The organism is Stenotrophomonas sp. Ste96, from assembly GCF_024519495.1.
GTDB lineage: Bacteria > Pseudomonadota > Gammaproteobacteria > Xanthomonadales > Xanthomonadaceae > Stenotrophomonas > Stenotrophomonas bentonitica_A.
In genome coordinates this window covers 179,479-200,501 of the sequence record NZ_JALJRX010000002.1, presented here as the reverse complement: position 1 = coordinate 200,501, position 21,023 = coordinate 179,479, and the positions used below count along the sequence as shown (strand labels likewise).

The 21,023-nt window shown below is 66.8% G+C and carries 17 protein-coding genes; 5 read left to right on the top strand and 12 right to left on the bottom strand.

The window, feature by feature from the left end; all coding sequences use genetic code 11:
- Window positions 1-30: 30 nt before the first annotated feature.
- Both OC373_RS07715 and OC373_RS07710 read left to right on the top strand, forming a co-directional pair.
- Complete coding sequence (locus tag OC373_RS07715; protein WP_261997400.1) at window positions 31-699, top strand: hypothetical protein; 669 nt, start codon at window positions 31-33, stop codon at window positions 697-699.
- Between the two features lie 98 nt (window positions 700-797).
- A complete protein-coding gene (locus OC373_RS07710; RefSeq protein WP_261997399.1) occupies window positions 798-1,670 on the top strand; it encodes an endonuclease/exonuclease/phosphatase family protein in 873 nt (290 codons plus the stop codon).
- An 82-nt stretch (window positions 1,671-1,752) separates the two neighbouring features.
- Here the strand turns inward: OC373_RS07710 and OC373_RS07705 are convergent, their stop codons facing one another.
- The 6 genes from OC373_RS07705 to OC373_RS07680 all read right to left on the bottom strand — a co-directional run bounded on the left by OC373_RS07705 (window position 1,753) and on the right by OC373_RS07680 (window position 9,775).
- Window positions 1,753-1,974: a membrane protein gene (locus tag OC373_RS07705; RefSeq protein WP_019183220.1), complete on the bottom strand. Its 222-nt coding sequence runs from the start codon at window positions 1,972-1,974 to the stop codon at window positions 1,753-1,755.
- A gap of 208 nt (window positions 1,975-2,182) precedes the next feature.
- A complete protein-coding gene (locus tag OC373_RS07700; RefSeq protein WP_261997398.1) occupies window positions 2,183-3,613 on the bottom strand; it encodes an efflux transporter outer membrane subunit in 1,431 nt (476 codons plus the stop codon).
- A complete protein-coding gene (locus OC373_RS07695) occupies window positions 3,607-4,344 on the bottom strand; it encodes an SDR family oxidoreductase (RefSeq protein ID WP_019183222.1) in 738 nt (245 codons plus the stop codon). Before OC373_RS07695 ends, OC373_RS07700 begins: the two co-directional genes overlap by 7 nt.
- A gap of 24 nt (window positions 4,345-4,368) precedes the next feature.
- Window positions 4,369-7,539 (bottom strand): multidrug efflux RND transporter permease subunit, encoded by a 3,171-nt coding sequence (locus OC373_RS07690; protein ID WP_046272935.1) that lies wholly within the window; start codon window positions 7,537-7,539, stop codon window positions 4,369-4,371.
- Between the two features lie 160 nt (window positions 7,540-7,699).
- Complete coding sequence (locus tag OC373_RS07685) at window positions 7,700-8,911, bottom strand: efflux RND transporter periplasmic adaptor subunit (protein WP_070427146.1); 1,212 nt, start codon at window positions 8,909-8,911, stop codon at window positions 7,700-7,702.
- Between the two features lie 90 nt (window positions 8,912-9,001).
- A complete protein-coding gene (locus OC373_RS07680; RefSeq protein WP_019183225.1) occupies window positions 9,002-9,775 on the bottom strand; it encodes an SDR family oxidoreductase in 774 nt (257 codons plus the stop codon).
- A 367-nt stretch (window positions 9,776-10,142) separates the two neighbouring features.
- Between OC373_RS07680 and OC373_RS07675 the strand changes: the two genes are divergently transcribed.
- Window positions 10,143-11,165 (top strand): LysR family transcriptional regulator, encoded by a 1,023-nt coding sequence (locus tag OC373_RS07675; protein WP_019183226.1) that lies wholly within the window; start codon window positions 10,143-10,145, stop codon window positions 11,163-11,165.
- 215 nt (window positions 11,166-11,380) lie between these two features.
- Here OC373_RS07675 and OC373_RS07670 read toward each other — a convergent pair whose 3' ends face one another.
- Both OC373_RS07670 and OC373_RS07665 read right to left on the bottom strand, forming a co-directional pair.
- Window positions 11,381-12,076 carry an OmpA family protein gene (locus OC373_RS07670; protein ID WP_019183227.1) on the bottom strand — a complete coding sequence of 232 codons (696 nt, stop codon included), beginning with the start codon at window positions 12,074-12,076 and terminating at the stop codon, window positions 11,381-11,383.
- Between the two features lie 151 nt (window positions 12,077-12,227).
- Window positions 12,228-13,643 (bottom strand): deoxyribodipyrimidine photo-lyase, encoded by a 1,416-nt coding sequence (locus tag OC373_RS07665; RefSeq protein WP_070427144.1) that lies wholly within the window; start codon window positions 13,641-13,643, stop codon window positions 12,228-12,230.
- A gap of 219 nt (window positions 13,644-13,862) precedes the next feature.
- Between OC373_RS07665 and OC373_RS07660 the strand changes: the two genes are divergently transcribed.
- Complete coding sequence (locus OC373_RS07660) at window positions 13,863-14,492, top strand: superoxide dismutase (protein ID WP_070427143.1); 630 nt, start codon at window positions 13,863-13,865, stop codon at window positions 14,490-14,492.
- A 112-nt stretch (window positions 14,493-14,604) separates the two neighbouring features.
- Window positions 14,605-14,931 carry a tetratricopeptide repeat protein gene (locus OC373_RS07655; RefSeq protein ID WP_070427142.1) on the top strand — a complete coding sequence of 109 codons (327 nt, stop codon included), beginning with the start codon at window positions 14,605-14,607 and terminating at the stop codon, window positions 14,929-14,931.
- 211 nt (window positions 14,932-15,142) lie between these two features.
- Here the strand turns inward: OC373_RS07655 and OC373_RS07650 are convergent, their stop codons facing one another.
- From OC373_RS07650 to OC373_RS07635, 4 genes are read right to left on the bottom strand one after another with little or no spacing between them, the layout of a single operon-like run.
- Window positions 15,143-15,778 carry an inorganic diphosphatase gene (locus tag OC373_RS07650; RefSeq protein WP_261997397.1) on the bottom strand — a complete coding sequence of 212 codons (636 nt, stop codon included), beginning with the start codon at window positions 15,776-15,778 and terminating at the stop codon, window positions 15,143-15,145.
- Between the two features lie 49 nt (window positions 15,779-15,827).
- A complete protein-coding gene (locus OC373_RS07645) occupies window positions 15,828-17,177 on the bottom strand; it encodes a metallophosphoesterase family protein (RefSeq protein ID WP_261997557.1) in 1,350 nt (449 codons plus the stop codon).
- A gap of 32 nt (window positions 17,178-17,209) precedes the next feature.
- Window positions 17,210-18,343, bottom strand: coding sequence for a phytase (locus OC373_RS07640; protein WP_261997396.1), 1,134 nt, complete (start codon window positions 18,341-18,343; stop codon window positions 17,210-17,212).
- Window positions 18,343-20,913: a TonB-dependent receptor gene (locus OC373_RS07635; protein ID WP_261997395.1), complete on the bottom strand. Its 2,571-nt coding sequence runs from the start codon at window positions 20,911-20,913 to the stop codon at window positions 18,343-18,345. Before OC373_RS07635 ends, OC373_RS07640 begins: the two co-directional genes overlap by 1 nt.
- Window positions 20,914-21,023 lie beyond the last annotated feature (110 nt).

The window sequence follows — 21,023 nt, the reverse complement described above, 5'->3', positions numbered from 1 at the left end:
TGTCGGTTTCGTCCACGCAAGGGGCCCGGGATGGACTTCCTCAAACTGCTGCGGTCGCTGGAAGAGTTTCTCTACGAGCTGTGCACCTGGTTTCTGTTCTTCCCGCGCACGCTGTACCGCGTGGTGGTGCATCCGCGGCGGATGGCCCAGTACGTGGATACCGAGCTGAAGGAAAAGCTGGAGCGCCAGTTCGACGATGCGATCAGCCCGCCGATGTTCCTGATGCTGTCGGTGCTGGTCGCTCACGGGGTGGAGCTGATGCTGCACCAGCAGGTGGTCGGCACCGGTGCGCTGTCGCGTTCGATTTTCGGCAATGAGGAAAGCCTGCTGCTGTACCGCTCGATCACCTTCGCCATCTGGCCGCTGGTGACCACCGCGCACCTGCTGCGGCGCAAGCATGTGCCGATGACCCGGGAGTCGCTGCGCCGACCGTTTTTCATGCAGTGCTACCTGACCGCCCCGTTCGCGGTGACATTGTCCACCAGCATGGTGTTCGTACGGCTGCCCGGCGAGCTGTCGACCGTGCTCGGCACTGCGGTGGGGGTGATCGCCGCGCTGTGGTATGCGGTGGTCCAGGCCGGCTGGCTGAAGGTCGCGCTTCAACGCTCCTGGTTGAACACGATCCTCTCCACGGTATGGGTGCTGCTGCTGGGATCGCTCATCAACATCACGATCGGGGTGATCCTGCTGTCCAACTGATCCGACCGGCGCCCCCCAACCGCCATGTCGCGCATATCCTTTCCCTGCCCTTCCATGCGACCCTTTGGGAACGTTTTCATGGAATGGAGGGATTCCACATGTTGTTTCGTTTCCACCGGCCCGCGCTGCTGGCCCTGATGATGTTTGCCGCCCCGCTGGGCAGCGCCTGGGCGCAGGCACCGGACGCGTTGAAAGTCATGTCGTTCAACGTGCGCACGCCGGCCGATACCGACCCCGGCAAGCGCTGGGAAGACCGCCGCGATGCGATGGTCACGCTGATCCGCGAACAGAAACCCGAGGTGATCGGCACCCAGGAGCTGGTGCGGAAACAGGGCGAGTACCTGGTCGCGCACCTGCCGGGCTACACCCTGTTCGGCAGGGACCGCCGCGGCGGCAACGCCGACGAACACATGGGCGTGCTGTACGACAGCGCGCGCCTGAAGGTGCTCGAATCAGGCGACTTCTGGCTCTCCGATACGCCCGATGTGCCGGGCAGCATCACCTGGGGCAACCTGTTCCCGCGCATGGTGACCTGGGCGCTGTTCCAGCGTCAGGCCGATGGCCAACGCTTCTATCTGTTCAACACCCACCTGCCCTATCGCGATGAAGATGAGCCGCGCCGCGTGCTCGGTGCGAAGCTGATCGTCTCGCGGCTGGCAACGCTGCCCAAGGACATCCCGGTCGTGGTCACCGGCGATTTCAACAGTGAGCCCGGCAGCGACACCTACAAGGCCTTCACTGCCGCGTTGGGCGATGCCCGCGAACTCGCCGGCAAGGTCGACGGCCCGCGCCTGACCTTCCACGATTTCACCGGCAAACCGACGGTGGAACTGGACTGGATCCTGGTACGCGGTTTCAGCGTGGACCGTTTCAGCACGCTGGACCAGAAACCCGGTGGCGTGCTGCCTTCGGACCACTACCCGGTCCAGGCCGAGCTGCGGTTCCCCGCATCGACGCCGAAGGGCCGGTAAGCAGACGCGCGATGGGCGGTCATAGCACCGTCCATAGGCTTGCGCATGGCCGCACTGCGGCCCTGCGCTTTCACCGCGCCGATCACGGCTGCCGCTCATCGATCTGCTGCAGCAGCTGGTACAGCGCCTGATGCTGCTCGCGTGCCTGGCAGATCCGCGCGCCGATGGCGATGAACACACCGGTGGCGATCAGGCCGATCTCGAACAGGCCTTCGGTCAAACGGGCGAATCCGATGGCGACCACGATGATCGCGGCGACCAGCAGCGCGATGACACCGCGCGAAAGCCCCGCGCCGGATCCCATGCCCGGCTCCTGCACACGCGGACGGACAGGACGCCACTGATTGGGTTGCATGCGGGCCACTCCAGAGAACAACCCACGCTTGTAGCATCGTGCATCGGCACCGTGCAGAGGCAAAGCCGTCAACCGCGACGCCCTGCGCAGCGGATGTGACGGCTGTTGCCATTCTTGCAGGGACGGCGCCTTCGCCGCCCCTGCGACCTGCGGCCGGTCAGCGCTGCGTCACCGCCACCGGGGTGTTGGCTGCATCCTGCTGCTGGCCCCAGCCACCCAAGGCCTTGTACACCCCCACGACGCTGACGTTGACCGTGGATTCGGCCTCGGCCAGTGCATCGTCCGCGGCCAGCTGGGTGCGTTGTGCATCGAGCAGGGTCAGGAAGTCTTCCGACCCCTCGCGGAAGCGGATCTGCGCAAGTTCCTCCGCGCGCCCCGCCGCCTGGGCCTGCTCGGCGACGATCGCCAGGCGGGCCTGCTGCTTGGCGTACCGCGTCAACGCGTTCTCGGTGTCTTCCAGCGCCAGCAGCACCGCCTTCTCGTACTCGGCGGCGGCACCATCGGCCTGCGCCTTGCTGGCGCGCAGACGGGCTTTGACCGTGCCGAAATCGAAGGCAGCCCAGCTGATCGACGGGGTCACCGACCACGCCTTGTTGTTGCCGTTGACCAACCCGCTGGCATCACCGGACAGGAAGCCGACGAACCCACTCAGGCTGATCCGCGGGAACAGGTCCGCGGTGGCCACGCCAACGCGCGCAGTGGCCGCCGCCAGACGACGCTCGGCCACGCGCACATCGGCGCGCTGACGCAGCAGATCGGTGGTGTCGCCCAACGGCAACGCCTTGGCGTACGGCCGCATCTCGCGCGGCTGCAGCAGGCTGTCCAGTGCATCCGGACGCTGCCCCAGCAGGACGGCCAGGCGATGACGCGACTGCACTTCGGCGACTTCCAGCAGCGGGATGTCGGCCTCGATCGCCTTCAGGCGCGCACGGCTGCTCTGCACGTCCAGCTCGCTGCCGGCGCCCAGTTCCCAGCGGGTCTCGGTGAGCTTCTGGGTGTCGCGCAGATTGACCAGGGTGCGCTTGGCCACCGCGATGCGCTTCTGGGTACCGCGCAGCTCGAAGTAGTTGCGGGCTACTTCGGCGGCGACGGTGACCTGCGCGTCGGCGAGGTTGTCCTGCTCGGCGCCCAGGTCCGCGCGCGCCGCTTCGGCGGCACGGCGTTGGCGACCGAACAGATCCAGCTCCCAGCCGGCATCGAAGCCGAGCTGGTAGGTCTCGCTGAAGATGCGCTCGCCACCCACCGTGGCATCGGGCTGCTTGCGGCGGTCATAGCTGCCGCCACTGGTGACGTGCGGCAACTGGTCCAGGCGCTGCTCGACGAACACCGCGCGGGCCTCGCGCACGCGCGACATCGCGATGCGCAGGTCCAGGTTGGCGCCCAGCGCTTCATGCACCAGCTGCTCCAGCACCGGATCGTCGAACTGGGCCCACCAGCTCGCCACCGGCGAGGTGCTGGTGAACACCGGCGCGGCGGCGCCCTGCAGGGTCACCGGCTCGACCGGTGGCGCCTGGTAGTTGGGGCCGACGCTGACGCAGCCGGCCAGCAGCGCGCTGGTCACGGCCACGGTCAACAGGCGGATCACCATGGCAGCACCTCGCCGAGGTAGGTGAAGCTGCCGTTGGGGCCATCGGCATCGATCAGCGCCATGCCGACGCTGGAGCGTGCACCTTCGCTGATTTCGATCTCGCCCTCACCGCCGTTCATGTCGGTTTTGACGTAGCCCGGATGCACGGTATTGACCTTGGTGGTGCTGTCGCGCAGCTCGTAGGCGAGCTGCACGGTCCACGCATTCACCGCACTCTTGGAGGCGTTGTAGGCGGGCACCGCGAAGCCGTAGATCGGCGAGCCCGGCTGGCTGTGCAGGGTCAGCGAGCCCAGGATGCTGGAGACGTTGACGATGCGGCCGGCCGGCGAGGCGTTGAGCAGCGGCAGGAAGGCCTGGGTAACGGCAATCACGGCGAACACGTTGGTGTCGAAGGTATCGCGCCAGGTCTGCAGGGTCTGCGCCGACGGCGCCAGCGTTGGGTCGTCGAGCAGGATGCCGGCGTTGTTGACCAGGATGTCCAGGCGGCCGTGACGTTCGGTCACGGTCTGCACGGCGGCGGCGATGCTGGCGGCATCGCCCACGTCGAGCTGGATCGCTTCGACCGGCAGGCCCTCGGCCTGCAGCTTCAGCGCCTCGGCCACGGCGACGTCGCGCTTGCGCCCGGCCAGCAGCGTATGCACGCCGGCCTGGGCCAGCTGACGGACGGTTTCCAGGCCGATGCCGCGGGTGGCACCGGTGACCAGGGCGATCTTTTGGGTAGCGGTATTCATGTGAAAAACCTCGCGGGGAAGGAATCAGTGGTGGATGGTCGGTTCGCCGTGGGTCACCAGCTGTCCGCCGCCGTTACGGCTGACGAACTTGCGCAGGGCCACGTAGAACACCGGGGTCAGGAACAGGCCGAACAGGGTGACGCCCAGCATGCCGGCGAACACCGTGATACCGGTGACCGAGCGGACTTCCGCACCGGCGCCATGCGAGATCACCAGCGGGATGGTGCCGGCGATGAACGCGATGGAGGTCATCACGATCGGGCGCAGACGCAGGCGGCACGCTTCCAGTGCAGCCTCCACGATGCCCTTGCCGCCCATTTCCAGTTCGCGGGCGAACTCGACGATCAGGATGGCGTTCTTGCAGGCCAGGCCCATCAGCACCACCAGGCCGACCTGCACGAACACGTTGTTGTCGCCACCGGTCATCCATACGCCGAACAACGCCGACAGCAGGGTCATGGGGACAATCAGGATCACCGCCAGCGGCAACGACCAGCTTTCATACAGCGCGGCCAGCACCAGGAAGGCCAGCAGGATCGCCACCGGGAACACGATGAAGGCGGCCTTGCCCTGGGTGGCCTGCTGGTAGCTCAGGTCGGTCCATTCGGTCTGCATGCCGACCGGGAGTACCTTGCCGGCGATTTCGGTCAGCTTGGTCATGGCCTCGGCCGAGGACAGCATGCGCGGGTCGGCTTCGCCGGCCAGATCGGCCGCCGGGTAACCGTTGAAGCGCAGCACCGGGTCCGGGCCGTAGGTCTGCTTCACGGTGACCATCGAGCCGATCGGCACCATCTCGCCACGGTTGTTGCGGGTACGCAGGCGACCGATGTCTTCCACGCTGTCACGGAACTGGCCGTCGGCCTGGGCGATCACCTGCCAGGTACGACCGAACTGGTTGAAGTCGTTCACGTACGCCGAGCCCAGGTAGGTCTGCAGCGTGTCAAACAATTCGGTCAGCTCCACGCCCTGGGCCTTGGCCTTGACGCGGTCTACTTCGGCATCCAGCTGCGGCACGTTGGCCTGGTAGCTGGTGATCGGGAACGCCATGCCCGGCGTCTGCGCGACCGCACCCTGCATCGTGCTCACCGCCGTCTGCAGTGCGCCATAGCCGAGATTGCCGCGGTCCTGGATGAACATCTGGTAGCCGTTGCCGTTGCCCAGGCCGAGGATCGGCGGCGGCATCATGGAGAACGCAAAGCCCTCCTGCAGCCCGGCGATCTTGGCGTTGATCTCGGCATTGATCTGCGCGGCGGTGCGGCCCTTGCGCTCACTGAACGGCTTGAGCGGAACGAACGCGACACCGGTGTTGGGCGTGTTGGTGAACTGCAGCGCGTTCAGACCCGGGAACTGGATCGTGTGCGCCACGCCATCGGTATTGCGCGCGATCTCGGCGACCTTGGCCAGCATGGCGTCGGTACGTGCGATCGAGGAGCCTTCCGGCAGCTTCACGCCGGCAATCAGGTACAGCTTGTCCTGGGTCGGAATGAAGCCGGCCGGCACCGCCTTGAACATCAGGCCGGTGGCCAGCAGCAGGCCGGCGTAGACCACGAACACCAGGCCACGACGGCCCAGCAGGCGGCCAACCGAACCGTGGTACTTCTCCGAACTGGTCTTGAAGAAGCGGTTGAACGGACGGAAGATCCAGCCGAACAGACGGTCGATCAGGCGGGTCAGGCCATCCTTCGGCGCGCCGTGCGGCTTGAGCAGGCGTGCGGCCAGGGCCGGCGACAAGGTCAGCGAGTTGATCGCCGAGATCACGGTCGAAATCGCGATGGTGACGGCGAACTGCTTGTAGAACGCACCGGTCACGCCGGACAGGAACGCCATCGGCACGAACACGGCACACAGCACCAGCGCGATCGCCACGATCGGGCCGGACACTTCGCGCATTGCCTGGTGGGCCGCGGCCAGCGGAGTCAGGCCTTCTTCGATGTTGCGTTCGACGTTTTCCACGACCACGATCGCGTCATCGACGACGATGCCGATCGCCAGCACCAGCCCGAACAAGGTCAGGGTGTTGATCGAGAAGCCGAGTACGTACAGCGCCGCGAAGGTACCCACGATCGACACCGGCACGGCGATCAGCGGAATGATCGAGGCACGCCAGGTCTGCAGGAACAGGATCACCACCAGCACCACCAGCGCGATCGCCTCGAGCAGCGTGGAGACCACGGCCTTGACCGAATCGCGCACGAAGATGGTGGTGTCATACACCGCTTCGTACTTCACGCCCGGCGGGAACTGCCTGGTCAGTTCATCCATGGTGTGGATGACCGAGTCGCGGATTTCCAGCGCGTTCGCGCCGGGGGCCTGGAAGATACCGATACCCACCGCGTTCTTGCCATCCAGCTGCGAGCGCAGCGTGTAGTCACCGGCGCCCAGCTCCAGGCGGGCGACATCGGACAGGCGCACCACTTCACCGTCGTCACCGGCCTTGAGCACGATATCGCGGAATTCCTGTTCGGTACGCAGGCGGCCCTGCGCATTGATCAGGGTCAGGAAGTCGCTGCTGGGCATCGGCTCGGCGCCGAGCTGGCCGGCCGAGACCTGCACGTTCTGCTCGCGCATCGCACGCACCACATCGCTGGCGGTCAGGCCGCGCGCGGCGATCTTGTCCGGGTCCAGCCACGCACGCATGGCGTAGTCGCCACCACCGAACATCTGCGCATCGCCCACGCCCTGCAGGCGTGCCAGGGCATCCTTGACGTGCAGGCGGGCGTAGTTGCGCAGGTACAGCGAATCGTACTTGCCGTCCGGCGAGGTCAGGTGCACCACCATCAGGAAGGTCGGCGACTGCTTCTGGGTGGAGACACCCTGGCGGCGCACGTCTTCGGGCAGGCGCGCCTGCGCCTGGGCGACGCGGTTCTGCACCTTGACCGCGGCCTCGTCCGGATCGGTGCCCGGGCGGAAGGTCACGGTCATCTGCAGCACGCCGTCGGAGCCGGCGACGGACTTGATGTACATCATGTCCTCCACGCCGTTGATCGCTTCTTCCAGTGGCGTGGCCACGGTTTCAGCGATCACCTTCGGGTTGGCGCCCGGGTATACCGTGCGCACCACCACCGAAGGCGGTACCACTTCGGGGTACTCGCTGATCGGCAGCATCGGGATCGCGATCAGGCCAGCGGCGAAGATCACGATCGACAGCACCGCCGCGAAGATCGGCCTGTCAATGAAAAAACGGGAAAAGTCCATGGGTGGATTCCTGGGGTTTCACCAGCGCCGGCGTGCACGACCCCGGCCGCTGTCGCAGGCGACAGCGGTGGCGGGTTCCCCTGCACGGGGCGATGGCAGTCACGGTAGAGCCGACCGTTGGTCGGCTGCTATGTAGAGCCGACGGTCAGTCGGCTGCCCTTCAATTCTTTGCAACAGCCGGCGCGGCTACCGGTGCGGCAACCGGCTGCATCGCAACGGCCTTGGCCTGGACCGGCATGCCGGGCATGAAGACTTTCTGCACGCCATCGACGATCACGCGGTCACCGGCCTTCAGGCCCTGCTCGACGATGCGCAGCCCGTCGGCATTGCGGCCAAGTTCGATATCGCGGCGCTGTGCCTTGTTGTCCTTGTCGACCACGTAGACGAACTTGCGGTCCTGGTCTGTCAGCACGGCCTTTTCATCGATCAGCATGGCCTGGAACTGGCCACTGCCCAGCAGCTGCACGCGGGCGAACAGGCCCGGAGTGAACGCGCGGTCGGCGTTGTCCAGCAGCGCGCGGACCCGGATGGTGCCGGTGCTGCGGGTCACCTGGTTGTCCAGGAAGTCGACCTTGCCTTCATGCGGGAAACCATTCTCACCGGACAGGCCCACCTTCACCGGCAGTTCGCTGTCGCGCTCGCTCGGGCGTTCGCCCTTGCGGGCCATCTGCGCGTAACGCAGGAAGGTGCCTTCATCGGCATCGAAGTAGACGTGCACCTTGTCCAGCGAGACCAGCGTGGTCAGCACGCTGGCGCTGTCGCCGGCGGTAACCAGGTTGCCGGCGGTCACCATCGCGCGCCCGGCGCGACCGTTGATGGGGGCGCGTACCTGGGTGAACTCCATGTTCAAGCGCGCCGCATCCACCGCCGCCTGCGCGGCCTGCACCTGCGCCAGCGCCTGCTCGGAAACGGCACGACGCTGTTCCCAGGTCTCGGTGGAGATGGCCTGCTGGTCGGACAGACGACGGGCGCGGTCGGCTTCGCTGCGGCTCACCTGGGCCTGGGTGCGCGCGCGGTTGAGCTCGGCGGTGGCGCGGTCCAGCTCGGCGCGGTAGCTGCGTGCGTCGATGGTGAACAGCACATCGCCCTTCTTGACCTCCTGGCCTTCGACATAGTTGACCTTGTCGATGTAGCCGGAGACGCGCGGACGCAGCTCAACGCTTTCAACCGCTTCGACGCGGCCACTGAAGTCGTCCCACTGGCTGACCTGCTTGACCAGCACCGGCGCGGCACTGACCGACGGCGGCGGCGGCATGCCGGCTTCTTCAGCATGGCTGCCACTGCAGGCGGTCAGCACCGCGGCGGCAAGGATCGAAACGCCGGCCATGGCCAGCCGTCGGGTGAAACGTTGCGGGGAGGAGTTGGAAGTCATGACATGCATCCGTACGTAGGGGTGGTGATACAGAATCGAAAACGTGGGGCGACGTGGGGGCGTAGCCTGGGACCTGAACCTTGGTAGAGGTCAAGCCGTGCCGGCCGTGTTGCGCGACATCGGTGGAGGGCGGTCGAGGTGCAGAAGTCCGCGCGGCAGTTCGGCATCGCGCGCATCGCAGCGGACGATGGCGCGGTTGTCGGTGCAGTTGTCGAGCAGCGAGACAACACGGCGGCCGACCAGCAGCGCGCTCGGCCACTCGATGCAGGCCTTGGCCGCATTGGCCGGGGTACACACCGGATCGCACACTTCCAGCATCTGCGCACGCACGCCCAGGGCCTGGGCTTCCTGGTGCAGCACCTGCGCGTACATGCGCGTGGCCGACATGGTGATGGAGGACTCGCCATGCCCGGCCCACGGCTTGAAGCCGGCCGGGCCGCCCACCAGCACGTAGCGCCGCGCCTGCGCGCCGCCGCGCAGCAGCGGCAGCAGATGCCGGCCGGCGTGCACGTGCGGCATCACGTCGGCCTGCAGCGCCTGCAGCAACGCGTCGCCGCTGCGGTCGGTCACCCGCCCGCGGTTGTACGGGCCGCCCATCGCATCCACCACCGCGGCCAGCGCGCGCGGGCGCCCGCCGATGCGCTCGGCCACGGTGCGCGCCGAGCCGTCATCGCCCAACGAGCCAAGCAGGACCTCCAGGCCCGGCTCGTCAGCGAACTGCTCCTGCAGCGCCGCCAGCCGGCCGGGATCGCGGCCGACCACCAGCACGGGGCTGCCGGCCTCCAGCAAGGCCGCCACGATGCCCTGGCCCACGCTGCCGGTGCCACCGAGCACCAGCACCTCGGGGGCCAATGTCCCATTCATGGGACTTTCACTCCCGTCGCCGGGATAATCCCAATTCGGCCTAGCCGATCGCCACCGCGGGCGCCCAGGCGGATGCTGCCGCCACGCTGCATGTTGGCAGGCGGAGTGAATTCGCGGAAAGCCTTGCGGGAGAGGGATCCCGGGCGAGCTTCAACGGTCATCGCGAGGTCCAGCGGGGCGCTGGGGCCGCTACGCAGGCGGCCAAGAATGTTCCGCAACCACATGGTTGACGTCCTTCATATCTGGAATGGCGCCAGATTAGTCTTCAAACTCCCCCTTGATTAGTCCGGATTTAGGGGAATAATCATCCCGTGCCCGGCACAATCATTTGCGGCACTCTTCCCCTCCCCCGACTCTGGATCCCGTCATGGCCCACGATCTCAACGACACGCTGATCTTCGTCAAAGTGGTCGAACAAGGCAGTTTCATCGCCGCCGCCACGGCACTGGGGCTACCCAAGACCACGGTCAGCCGCAAAGTGCAGGAACTGGAAACGCGCCTCGGTGCGCGCCTGCTGCACCGGACCACCCGCCGCCTCGGCCTCACCGAAGCCGGCTCGGTCTATCACGAGCATTGCCAGCGCATCGCGCGCGAGCTGGAGGAAGCCGAAGGCGCGGTCAACCAGCTGCAGTCCGGGCCGCGCGGCTGGCTGCGCTTCACCGTGCCCTATTCGATCGGCATCACCTGGATCGCGCCGCTGCTGGGTCAGTTCCATGCGCAGTACCCGGAAATCCAGCTGGACATGCACCTGGGCAACGAAAAGCTGGATCTGATCGCCGGTGAAGCGGATCTGGCGCTGCGCGTGGGCACCCTGCCCGACTCCAACCTGGTGGCGCGCAAGCTGGGCAGTCTGCGTACGCAGGTGTTTGCCAGCCCGGCATATATCGAACGCTACGGCGAGCCGCTGCATCCGGATGAGCTGCAGTTCCACCGCATCCTGGCGATGCGCAAGGCGCGCAACCTCAACAACAACCGGTTCTTCTGGCAGCTGGGCGAGAACGGCGGCGAACTGCTGGATTTCCCGGTCAACCCGCTGCTGGTGGCCAACGACCCGTCCGCCTTGAACGGTGCCTTGGTGTGCGGCGAAGGCCTGCTGCTGACCGGTGACGTGATGGCCAAGCCGTTCGTCGAATCGGGCATGGTGCGCCGCGTATTGGCCGGCTGGACCGGGCCGGAAGTGGACTTCAACGCGGTGTTCGCCGGCGGCCGGCTGGTGTCGCCGAAGGTCCGCGCGTTCGTCGATTTCCTGGTGGAGAAGATGAACTTCGATGCCAACTACATGCTCGCGCAGTGCCCGGCGGCCAAGCTGGCCAAGCAGCAGCAGACCCAGGTGGAAACCGAGCTGCAGGCGACCGGGAAACGCATTCTGGAGACGGTGACCGCGGGGTGATTCTGACCATGCTTCATCAGCGCAGTGCCGTATGAACGACAACGCCGCCCCTTGGGCGGCGTTGTCGTTTTGGTGTTGCGGACGTGCGCGGACGGAACTGTTCAGGGCGTACCGGCCACCGGCCGGCACCTACAAAAATGCCGCCTGCAAGGGCGGCATTTCTGTGTTGCGAACCTGTGGCTCGCACCACGCAATAACAGCGCGCTGGCGCGCTGTTATTGCTGCAACGGAATCACACGGATCTCGACACGGCGGTTCTGCGCGCGGCCGGCATCGGTGTTGTTGTCGGCAATCGGGTAGGCCTTGCCGGCACCCAGGGTTTCGATGCGGGCGCGCTGCACGCCCTGGCCGGCCAGGTAGGCGGCGACCGAATCGGCACGTTCCTTGGACAGGCGGTTGTTGACCGCGTCGCTGCCGATGCTGTCGGTGTGGCCGACCACTTCGATCATCGTCTGGTTGTACTCGGCCAGCGTGCTGGCCACGCCATTGAGCGAGCTGTAGAACTGCGGCTTCAGGGTGGACTTGCCGAAATCGAAGGTGATGCCGTCCGGCAGGTTCAGGGTCAGGTTGTCACCATCACGGGAGACGTCGATACCGGTATTGGCGGTACGTTCGCGCAGCGCGCGTTCCTGGCGGTCCTGGTACTGGCCGACGGCCGCGCCGCTGAGTGCACCGATACCGGCGCCGATCATGGCGTGCTGGCGGCGCTCGGTGGCGCTGTTGCCGCTGAGCAGGCCGGCGGCCACGCCGACGGCCGTGCCGATCAGGGCGTTGCGGCCGGTGCGGTTCTGCTGTTCGACGGGGTTGCCGTACTGGTCACTCTGCACGTAAGAGCCACCGGTGGCGCAGGCCGTCAGGGCGGCAGCAGTCATCAGGGCCAGGGCCACGTTGCGGGTTGCGGGTCGAATCATGAGGGTTCTCCTTGGTTACCGGACGGCGCCGGCTTGCGGGCCGTGAAGAGCATAAACAGCCCAACGCGATGCCGGCATGATGAATGGCACGCTCGGCAACTCCCTGTTCAGGTAAACGCTTACCCCAGAGCCGGATGATCCGAGATGGCCATCACGCCCCGCCTGTGTGCCGATACGCGGCCAAGGCAGCGTCGCGGCCTTCGCCCAGATCCACCAGCGGCAAGGCGGGATAGGCTGGGGCGTGCTCGGCCAGCAGCTGCGGCGATTGCCAGGGCGCGAAGCGTGCCTTCAGCGGCAGCGCGGCCAGTTCCGGCACCCAGCGCGTGATGTAACGCGCCTGCGGATCGAACTTCTGCGACTGCGTGACCGGATTGAAGATCCGGAAGTACGGCGCAGCGTCGGCCCCCGTGCCGGCCACCCACTGCCAGCCCATGGTGTTGTTGGCCAGGTCTGCATCGACCAGTGTGTCCCAGAACCAGCGCGCACCTTCGCGCCAATGCTGGCGCATGTGTTTGCACAGGTAGCTGGCGACGATCATGCGCACGCGGTTGTGCATGTAGCCGGTCGCCCACAGCTCACGCAGGCCCGCATCCACGATCGGAATGCCGGTGCGGCCCTGCTGCCATGCACGCAGCGCGTCCGCATCGGGCTTGGCCCATTGGAACTGATCGAAGCGCGGGTTGAGGTTGTGGTCCGGCGTCTGCGGGAAGTGATGCAGCAGGTGATACGAAAACTCGCGCCAGCCCAGCTCGCGGATGTAGCCGTCGATGTCGGCATCGCGGCTGGCACTGCGCTCGCCCTGCAGCCGGCGGACGATCTGCCACGGGGCGATTTCGCCGAAATGCAGGTGCGGCGACAGCAGCGAGGTGCCCACCCGGTCCGGCAGATCACGCTGCTCGCGATAGCCGTTGAGGGCACCATCGATGAACACCGTCAGCGCTTCGTGCGCACCGGCCTCGCCTGGTTGCCAATGCTCCCAGAACTGCCGGTCCCACGGTATCGAGGGTGCCAGGCCAAAGGCATCGAGCGTTTCGCCGCCCGCCGTGTGCGCGGGCAGCCGGTCAGGCACGCGGGTGGGCGCCGGCAGCTGCAGGCGCGTCAACGCATTGCGCCAGAATGGCGTGAACACTTTGTACGGCCCACCCTGCTGGGTCGCCACGTCCCACGGCTCGAACATCAGGCTGCCGTTGTGGCTCTCGGCCTCGATGCCCTGCTCGCGCAGTTCGCGCTTGATCTTCGCATCGCGCGGCTGCGTGGCCGGCTCGTATTTGCGGTTCCAGTAGACCGCCACCGCCCCGGTCTGCTCGATCAGGCGCTCCAGCTCGGCTTGGCTGTCGCCCTGGCACAGCACCAGCGCCGAGCCGCGGGCGCGCAGGTCGGCGTCCAGTGCCGCCAGCGAACGGTGCAGCCAGGCATTGGATGCGCCGCCGGGGGCCCAGTCGCCTTCTTCGTGCGGCGCATGGATGTAGACCGGTACCGGCACATGGCCGGCATCCAGCGCGGCCTGCAGGGCCGGGTTGTCCTGCAACCGCAGGTCACGGCGAAACCACACCAACGCTACCGACACGAGACTACCCCGGAAGATTCGAGAGGCAATGATAGCCAGTGCAGGTGAAGGACAGGCAGCGATCACGCGCGGATGGCCCGCACTGTTCCACATCGCCGTGCTTGACCTCAATCACGCTTGAGGTTCTATCGTGGCGTCCACCGAACCAACGCGGGCCTGCCCAAGCCCCTGTGCTTCGTACCTGTGCCGACCCGCCCTTTCGTTTTGCTGGAGATACCCATGGCTTACACCCTCCCCGCCCTGCCCTACGCCTACGACGCACTCGAACCGCACTTTGATGCACGCACGATGGAAATCCATCATGCCAAGCACCACCAGGCCTACGTCACCAATCTCAATGCCGCCCTCACCGATGCCGGGATCGAGAGCACGGATATCGACACGCTGATCGCCGATATCGGGTCCCTGCCCGAAGGGGTGCGCAACGCCGTCCGCAACAATGGTGGCGGGCATGCCAACCACAGCCTGTTCTGGACGGTGCTGACCGCCAGCGGCGGCACGCCGGAAGGCGCTGTGGCGCAGGCGATCGATCGCGACCTCGGCGGCTACGCCGCGTTCAAGGAGGCCTTCACCAAGGCCGCGCAGACCCGCTTTGGCAGTGGCTGGGCGTGGTTGACGTTGAGCCGCGATGGCACGCTTCTGGTGGAGAGCAGCCCGAACCAGGACAACCCCTTGATGGGCGACGTTGCGGGCCTCTCCGGTGGCACGCCGATCCTGGGGCTGGATGTGTGGGAACACGCTTACTACCTGAACTACCAGAACCGCCGCCCGGATTACATCGCCGCATTCTTCGAGCTGATCGACTGGGCCGAAGTCGCGCGCCGTTACCAGGCCGCCGGCGGCCGTTGATGGACACGGGTCCCGCACTCGGCCTCGGCACGCAGCCCTCCGCCACGCCGTCCGAGGCTGCAGTGCTGGACCCGACGCTTGCCCGCCTCACCGCTGCCTGAGTCTGCATCGAATGGATATCTCCGCACTGCAACGTCTGCTCGAACAGGGCCGCGACAGCGCCCTGCTCCGCTTCGGCCTGGGCAAGGCCCTGCTCGACGCGGGCCACACCGCGGAGGCGGTCATCCATCTGCAGCGCTGTGTCGCACAGGATCCACGGTATTCGGCGGGCTGGAAATGGCTGGGCAAAGCCCATCTGGCGGCCGGGGATTCGGAGGCGGCGGCACAGGCATGGCAGCAAGGTAGTGCTGTGGCCGGGACCAACGGCGACAAGCAGGCGGTCAAGGAAATGGCCGTGTTCCTGCGGCGGCTGCAGAAGGCGGGCGCCGGCCCGGCGTGATCGGCCGGGAGGGCTACCAGAGCAGACCGTTGTGGATCACGGTCAGTACGCCGCGCTTGATCTCCTCTTCCATGTGCCGTCGCCCCGTTCCTGGAATGGCCTGCCATCGGCAGTGCCCGGCCGCAGGGCATCGAGCATAGCCGACACGCTCGGCGTCACGGAAGGTGGTGCATGAGCCGTGGATCAGCGGATGCCCCGGCGACCTGGACCCTCAATCGCCTTTCGCGTGCCGCTGCTGCGCATCGAAACGCTGCATCGAGGCACGGATCAGCGCCTTTGCCTCGGCGGCATTGCCCCAGCCGTTGAGCTGGACCGGGTTGCGGCCGGCCGGCAGGTCCTTGTAGACGCGGAAGAAGGCTTCGATGCGCTGCCGTTCGATCAGCGGCAGATCGTCCAGATCGCGGATGGCGGCGTACGTGGGATCGATCTTGTCGGTCGGCACGCCAATCACTTTCTCATCCTGCTCGCCGTCATCGACCATCTTCAGGAAGCCGATCGGGCGGAACCGCACGATCACGCCGGGATGCAGCGGCTCCCGTGTCAGTACGAGCGCGTCGAGCGGATCGTTGTCGCCGGCCAGGGTGCGCGGTATCGAGCCGTAGTTGGCCGGGTAGGCCACCGGCATCGACTGGAAGCGGTCCACGTGGACCAGGCCGTCTTCCTTGATCTCGTATTTGGTGACGCTGCCAGCCGGAATCTCCACGGCCAGATTCACCTCTTCCGGGGCATTGTTCGGCTGCGCGGCAAGGAACGGGTGCAGCACCGCGTTGCCGGCCACGCCGGCGCCGGTGAGCAGCAGCAGGGACGCGGCCAACACAGCCCGCCCGATGGAACGGCGATGGATCATCTCGGTCTCCACGAAGGGCCGGGCACGCCGCAGCGGCCCGGCCGGTCGGTCATTCCCAGCAACGGTCGGCGCGGCCCTTGAGGGTCTGCGCGCGCGTGCAGTCACGGGGGGCGATGCGTCCCTGCGTCAGTTCGGTCTTCTGTTTGCGGCCATCGGTGCCGCGTGTCAACTCGAAACCGTCGTACAGGCGGCCGGTGACGGTGCGCGCCTCGTAGCGCAGGTGCTGCGGGTCGATCTTCAGCACCTGGAACAACTGCGTGTCCTCGCCGACCGGCGCCATGGTGGCGCGGGCCTCACCGGACAGCCGGTATTGCTTCGGCCCGGCCACGGTGACCACGAACTGCGGCGTCGTGCCCTGCCCTTCACCGCGGCGGCCATAGGTATGGTCATGGCCCTGCAGCACCAGATCGACCTGGTGACGGCGCACCACCGGCAGCAGCACATCGCGCAGCTCGGTGTTCTCGCGGCCTTCGCGCGGGGAATAGAACGGCTGGTGCAGCAGGACGATGCTCCACGGGTGCGGGTTGTCGGCCAGCACCGTGTCCAGCCACGCCGCCTGCGCCTTGGCCGTGCCCAGATCGAGCGCAGAGGTGCCGTCGAGCACCGCGATACGCACGCCCTGGTAGTCGAACCAGTAGGTGCTGGTATCCGCGGCGTCCACGCCGTTGCGCGGCAGCGCGAACGTCACTGGCCAGTGGCGACCGAGCACGCGACGCTCCTGCGGGGTGTCTTCGAACTCCTCGAAGTACTCATGGTTGCCGATCGCCGGGGCGACCGCGGTTTCCTGCGGCAGCCAGCCGGCGGCGGCGAACCACTCGCCCCACTCGCTGTCGTCCTGCCCATCGCCCCCACTGACCAGATCACCGGCGAACAGGCTCAGGCGCGCGTCCGGGGCAGCCTTGATGCCGGCCCGCATCACCCGGGAGACGTGGCTGAGGTTCTTGTTCTGGGTATCACCGAAATACAACAGGGTCAGCGGCTGCTCGGCACGGCCCGCGGTGCGCAGCTGGTTCCAGGCACTCCAGGTGTTCTGCCCCTGCACGCGCCACAGATACAGCGTGTCCGGCTGCAGGCCAGTCACGTCCGCACGGTGATGGTGGGACGTGCCGAGTTCAGTGCTCAGCGCCTGGGTGGTGGCGGTGATGCGGGTCGGCGTGCCGACATCCGGAGAGTCGCCGGCCAGCACCCATTCCAGCACCGGTGCCTTGACCGAGGTATCGGTGCGCCAGGCGACCGAGAAGCCGCGGGCAGCGTCCTGCGCCGGGGAGGCGACCAGCCGGTCCGGGAATCCGCTCGCGGCGTAATGGCGGTTGCCGGCCGGGACCTGGGTGTTGGGTTCGGCACCGGTCTCGGCCTCCTTCTTTGCCACGGCGCTGCCACTGCACAGCAGCAGCCCCAGTGCGAGCGCGGTCAGGGCGGCAGGAACGCGGCTCACGCGCCACACTCCAGCGGCAGCGACAACTGCCTGGCGATGCTGGCCCAATCGAAGGCCACCACGCCCTGGTCGTCGTGCACGGCGTACAGCGCGCCGTTCGGGAAACGCGCGGACGGCGCCTGCATCGACCAGATGCCGTCGGTGTTGGCCACCGTGTTGCCCTGGAAGGCGCCGACGTGCTTCAAGGTGTGGCGGTCGAACAGGTGGAACACGCTGCGCTGCTTGCCCTGCTCGGTGGTGATCCACCAGCCATCCTTGCCGCAGGTCCGCAGCATCACACCTTCGGCCTGGGCCTGGAAGGCATCGCGGCCGAACGTGGTGCCGCTGAAGCGACCTTCCAGCGTGTAGACCTTGAACTCGCTGGCGTAGGTTTCGTCCTCTTCGGCGATCAGCAGGCGGTCGTTGGCGGGGTCGCCCCAGATCGATTCGACCACGCGCAGCGCGCCCGCTTCGGTGGTGTCACCGATGCTGGCGGTGAGCGAGGCCTGCACCTTGCCGCCCTGCACAGTGAGCGCATACCGGCGCACGCGCTTGTCCAGCTCGGCCAGCGGCGGCAGCACATCGTTGCCCTGCGCGTCTTCGCCAGCGTCGTAGGAATCGGTGACGTACACGTCGTAGCCGCTGCCGAGCTTGTTCACCCACATCCCGTACGGCTTGCGCAGCTCACCGGTGCCGAACACGCCCAGCGGGGTGAAGTCCGGCAGCTGCAGCACCTGTACGCGGTGGTTGTCGCGTTCCACGATCAGCACCAGGTCATCGACCACGGCAATGCCGTTGGGGCGGTCGAACTGGCCCGGGGCGGTGCCGAGGCTGCCGACATCGCGCAGCTTCGCGCCGGTCTGCCCGTCATAGACCACCAGCTTGTCGGTGGCCTTGGCGGTGGCGATCAGCCAGACCTGGCCGTCGGGCGTGGTCCAGCTGGCCGGCGAGTCGATGTTGTCGTCCGGGGTCATCGGGGTCAGGAACGCCTCGGCGACCGTGGCGACCTGGCGCGCGGCGGAGGCGTCGGCAGCAGCTGTCGACGCGCCGGCTGCGGCAGGGTCCGGCGCCGCTGCTCCGGGGGCGGCGGCAGGCTTGCACGCGGTCAACAGCGCCAGCGCGAGCAGGCTCAGGCAATGGGAGGCGCGCATCACAGGGCCACCTTCAGGCCGAGGGCGTAGGTACGGCCATACTCCTCGTTCTGCAGGGTGCGCGAGCGCACGCCCTGGTACAACTCAAGCGGCTTGTCGAGCAGGTTCTGCGCTTCGAAGTAGACGCTCACGTTCGATGTGATCTTGTAGTCCATGCTGAAGTCGAGCTGGGTGTTGGGTGCGACGTAGATGTCATACGCGCGGCTGTCGCCCAGCGAGTCCAGATACTCGCTGCGGTAGACCGCTGCCACGCGGGTACTGAAGCCGGCCTTTTCATAGCCGATGTGCGCGCTGTACACATGCTTGGAGGCACGCGGCAACATGAAGTCGTCGCGCTCGCGACCGGCCACGCCCGGGTCGAAATCGGTGTCCAGCCAGGTACCGCTGGCGCCGACCAGCAGGCCATCCCAGCCGGCCGGCAGGAAGGCGAGCTGCTGCTGCCAGTTGAACTCGGCCCCCTTGACCGTGGCCTTGTTGCCGTTGATCACCCGGGTGACTTCGAAGCCGGGATACGCCGGATCCGTATTGCTCACCGTGTTGACGATATAGCCATCGATCGACTTGTGGAACACCCCCAGCGAGACGATGCCGGTGCTGCCGAGGTACTTCTCGAGCGACAGGTCGATGTTCTTCGATTCGTACGGGTCCAGCTGCGGGTTGCCGATGCGCACTTCCTCATCGCCCCGGCTCAGGCCGACACGCGGCGCCACATCGCCGAACGAGGGGCGCGAGACGGTCTTGTTGGCGGCCGCGCGCAGCACCCAGTCATCGCCTGCGTCGTAGCGCAGGTGCAGGCCAGGCAGCACATTGGTGTAACTGCGGCTCACGCTCAGCGGGGTGACCGTGAAGCTGCGGCCGTTGGGCGCCACCTCCACGCTGTTGCCGGTGGCACTGAACTGGGTGTTCTCCACGCGTACGCCGCCGATGATGCGCAGCGCGCCAACATCCCAGGTGCCCATCGCGTAGCTGGCGAAGATGTCCTCGCTGGCGGTGTAGTCCTCTTCCAGCGAGGCCAGGGCGTTGCCGCCGGCATCCTGCGGGCGGGCGCTGTACTGGCCGCCCTGCTGGGCCCAGTAGCGCCGCATGGCGTCCGAGCTCATCCCCTGGCCGAGGCTGCCGCCGCGGTGATCGGGCGTGGAGGTGGTCCAGTCCGACAACGCCACGTCCGGGCCGACCCGCAGTTCGCGCTCATCCACGTTGACGTCGCGGTCGCGCCAGCGGCCCAGCAGGCCGATCTTGTAGCTGGACGAATCCCCATCGAAGCGCACGTTGATCTGCGCGCTGCGCTCGCTGTCGTTGACCTGCTTGGGCGACACCACGAAGCGATCGAAATCGTAGTTGCCGTTGTCCATCCACTGCGCGCTGGTCAGGGTGTAGCGTGGGATGCCGCGGTTCTGATCGACGCTGGCACCGAGGTCATCGCCGTTGTACTCGAAGCGCGCCTCCATCTCGTCGTTGACGCGCTCTTCGGTACGCGTGTAGCCGACCTTGTAATCGACCACCGCATTGGTCAACCGGTTCTCGCCGCCGGCGCTGGTGGTGAACGTGTTTTCCTTCTTGGTGCGGTAGCGCATGCGCTTCTGGATCGCATCGGCCGGCAGGTCATCGACGCGGTACTGGTTGTTGCCCAGCGCGGTGACCTCGCCATCGCCGAAGTTGAAGAGGGTGCGCTGGCGGGTTTCGGCGTCGTCGAACTGGCTGTACAGCGTGCGCAGGTAATACCGGTTGTCCTCGTCCGGGTGCCAGTCCAGGTTGAGGTTGGCGCCGATGCGCTTGCGCTCGATCTCGTACTTGCGCTGCTGCAGGCTGTTGGCGAACAGGTCGTCCTCGGCACCGCCGTCGAACTCGCCGTACTCCACTTCGGTGTTGTCCGACTCGAACTTGCGGTTCTGGTAGTTCACGCCCAGCGCCACGCCGAAGGTATCGGCGAACACTTCGCTGTAGTTGATCGCGGCCTTCGGGCTGGTATTGCCGGAGAGCTGCTGGTGGCTGGCTTCGATCTTGCCGCGCAGGTTGCGGCCTTCGCGGTCGAACGCCGAGGCCGACTCGACCAGGATCGCGCCACCGATGGCGTCGCCCGGCATGTCCGGGGTGGGCGACTTGACCACGCGCAGGCGCTCGGTCGAGTCGGAGGGAATCACGTCCAGCGGTGCAGCGCGGCTGGAGTCTTCCGGGGTGCCGATGGCGATGCCGTCGACACTGACGCTGTTGAGATTGGCATCCAGGCCACGGATGACCACGAAGCGCCCCTCGCCCTGGTCACGGGTGACACTGACGCCGGGCAGGCGCTGCAGCGATTCGGCCACGTTCTTGTCCGGGTAGACGCCCATGGCATCGGAGGACACTGCATCTTCGATCGCATCGCTGCTGCGCTTGAGGTCGACCGCGCGCGTCTGCGACTCCAGCTGCGGGCGTACTTCCACGCGGTCCAGGTCGATGGCGGCGGCACCGGCGGCGGCACTGCCGGCCACCGTGCTGCCATCGGGCGTATCGGCGGCATGGGCGGACGGGGTGATCACCGCCAGCAATGAAAGGCTGATCGCCAGGCCCAACGGACGCTTCTTCTGCACTGCATTCCCCAATCTGTGTAAAGAATGGGTCAGCACGGTATGTCCGGGAGGTTGCATGGGGATGACACCGGGGACATCGAGGCCGGAAATCGGGGTCTGGGTAGAGCCGA

Bases quoted from the DNA above. Each gene is read 5' to 3' on its own strand.
- OC373_RS07710 (WP_261997399.1), top strand. From the start codon at position 798: ATGTTGTTTCGTTTCCACCGGCCCGCGCTGCTGGCCCTGATGATGTTT.
- OC373_RS07685 (WP_070427146.1), bottom strand. From the start codon at position 8,911: ATGACTTCCAACTCCTCCCCGCAACGTTTCACCCGACGGCTGGCCATG.
- OC373_RS07655 (WP_070427142.1), top strand. From the start codon at position 14,605: ATGGATATCTCCGCACTGCAACGTCTGCTCGAACAGGGCCGCGACAGC.
- OC373_RS07690 (WP_046272935.1), bottom strand. From the start codon at position 7,539: ATGGACTTTTCCCGTTTTTTCATTGACAGGCCGATCTTCGCGGCGGTG.
- OC373_RS07650 (WP_261997397.1), bottom strand. From the start codon at position 15,778: ATGATCCATCGCCGTTCCATCGGGCGGGCTGTGTTGGCCGCGTCCCTG.
- OC373_RS07695 (WP_019183222.1), bottom strand. From the start codon at position 4,344: ATGAATACCGCTACCCAAAAGATCGCCCTGGTCACCGGTGCCACCCGC.
- OC373_RS07715 (WP_261997400.1), top strand. From the start codon at position 31: ATGGACTTCCTCAAACTGCTGCGGTCGCTGGAAGAGTTTCTCTACGAG.
- OC373_RS07640 (WP_261997396.1), bottom strand. From the start codon at position 18,343: ATGCGCGCCTCCCATTGCCTGAGCCTGCTCGCGCTGGCGCTGTTGACC.
- OC373_RS07680 (WP_019183225.1), bottom strand. From the start codon at position 9,775: ATGAATGGGACATTGGCCCCCGAGGTGCTGGTGCTCGGTGGCACCGGC.
- OC373_RS07700 (WP_261997398.1), bottom strand. From the start codon at position 3,613: ATGGTGATCCGCCTGTTGACCGTGGCCGTGACCAGCGCGCTGCTGGCC.
- OC373_RS07705 (WP_019183220.1), bottom strand. From the start codon at position 1,974: ATGGGATCCGGCGCGGGGCTTTCGCGCGGTGTCATCGCGCTGCTGGTC.
- OC373_RS07675 (WP_019183226.1), top strand. From the start codon at position 10,143: ATGGCCCACGATCTCAACGACACGCTGATCTTCGTCAAAGTGGTCGAA.
- OC373_RS07660 (WP_070427143.1), top strand. From the start codon at position 13,863: ATGGCTTACACCCTCCCCGCCCTGCCCTACGCCTACGACGCACTCGAA.
- OC373_RS07670 (WP_019183227.1), bottom strand. From the start codon at position 12,076: ATGATTCGACCCGCAACCCGCAACGTGGCCCTGGCCCTGATGACTGCT.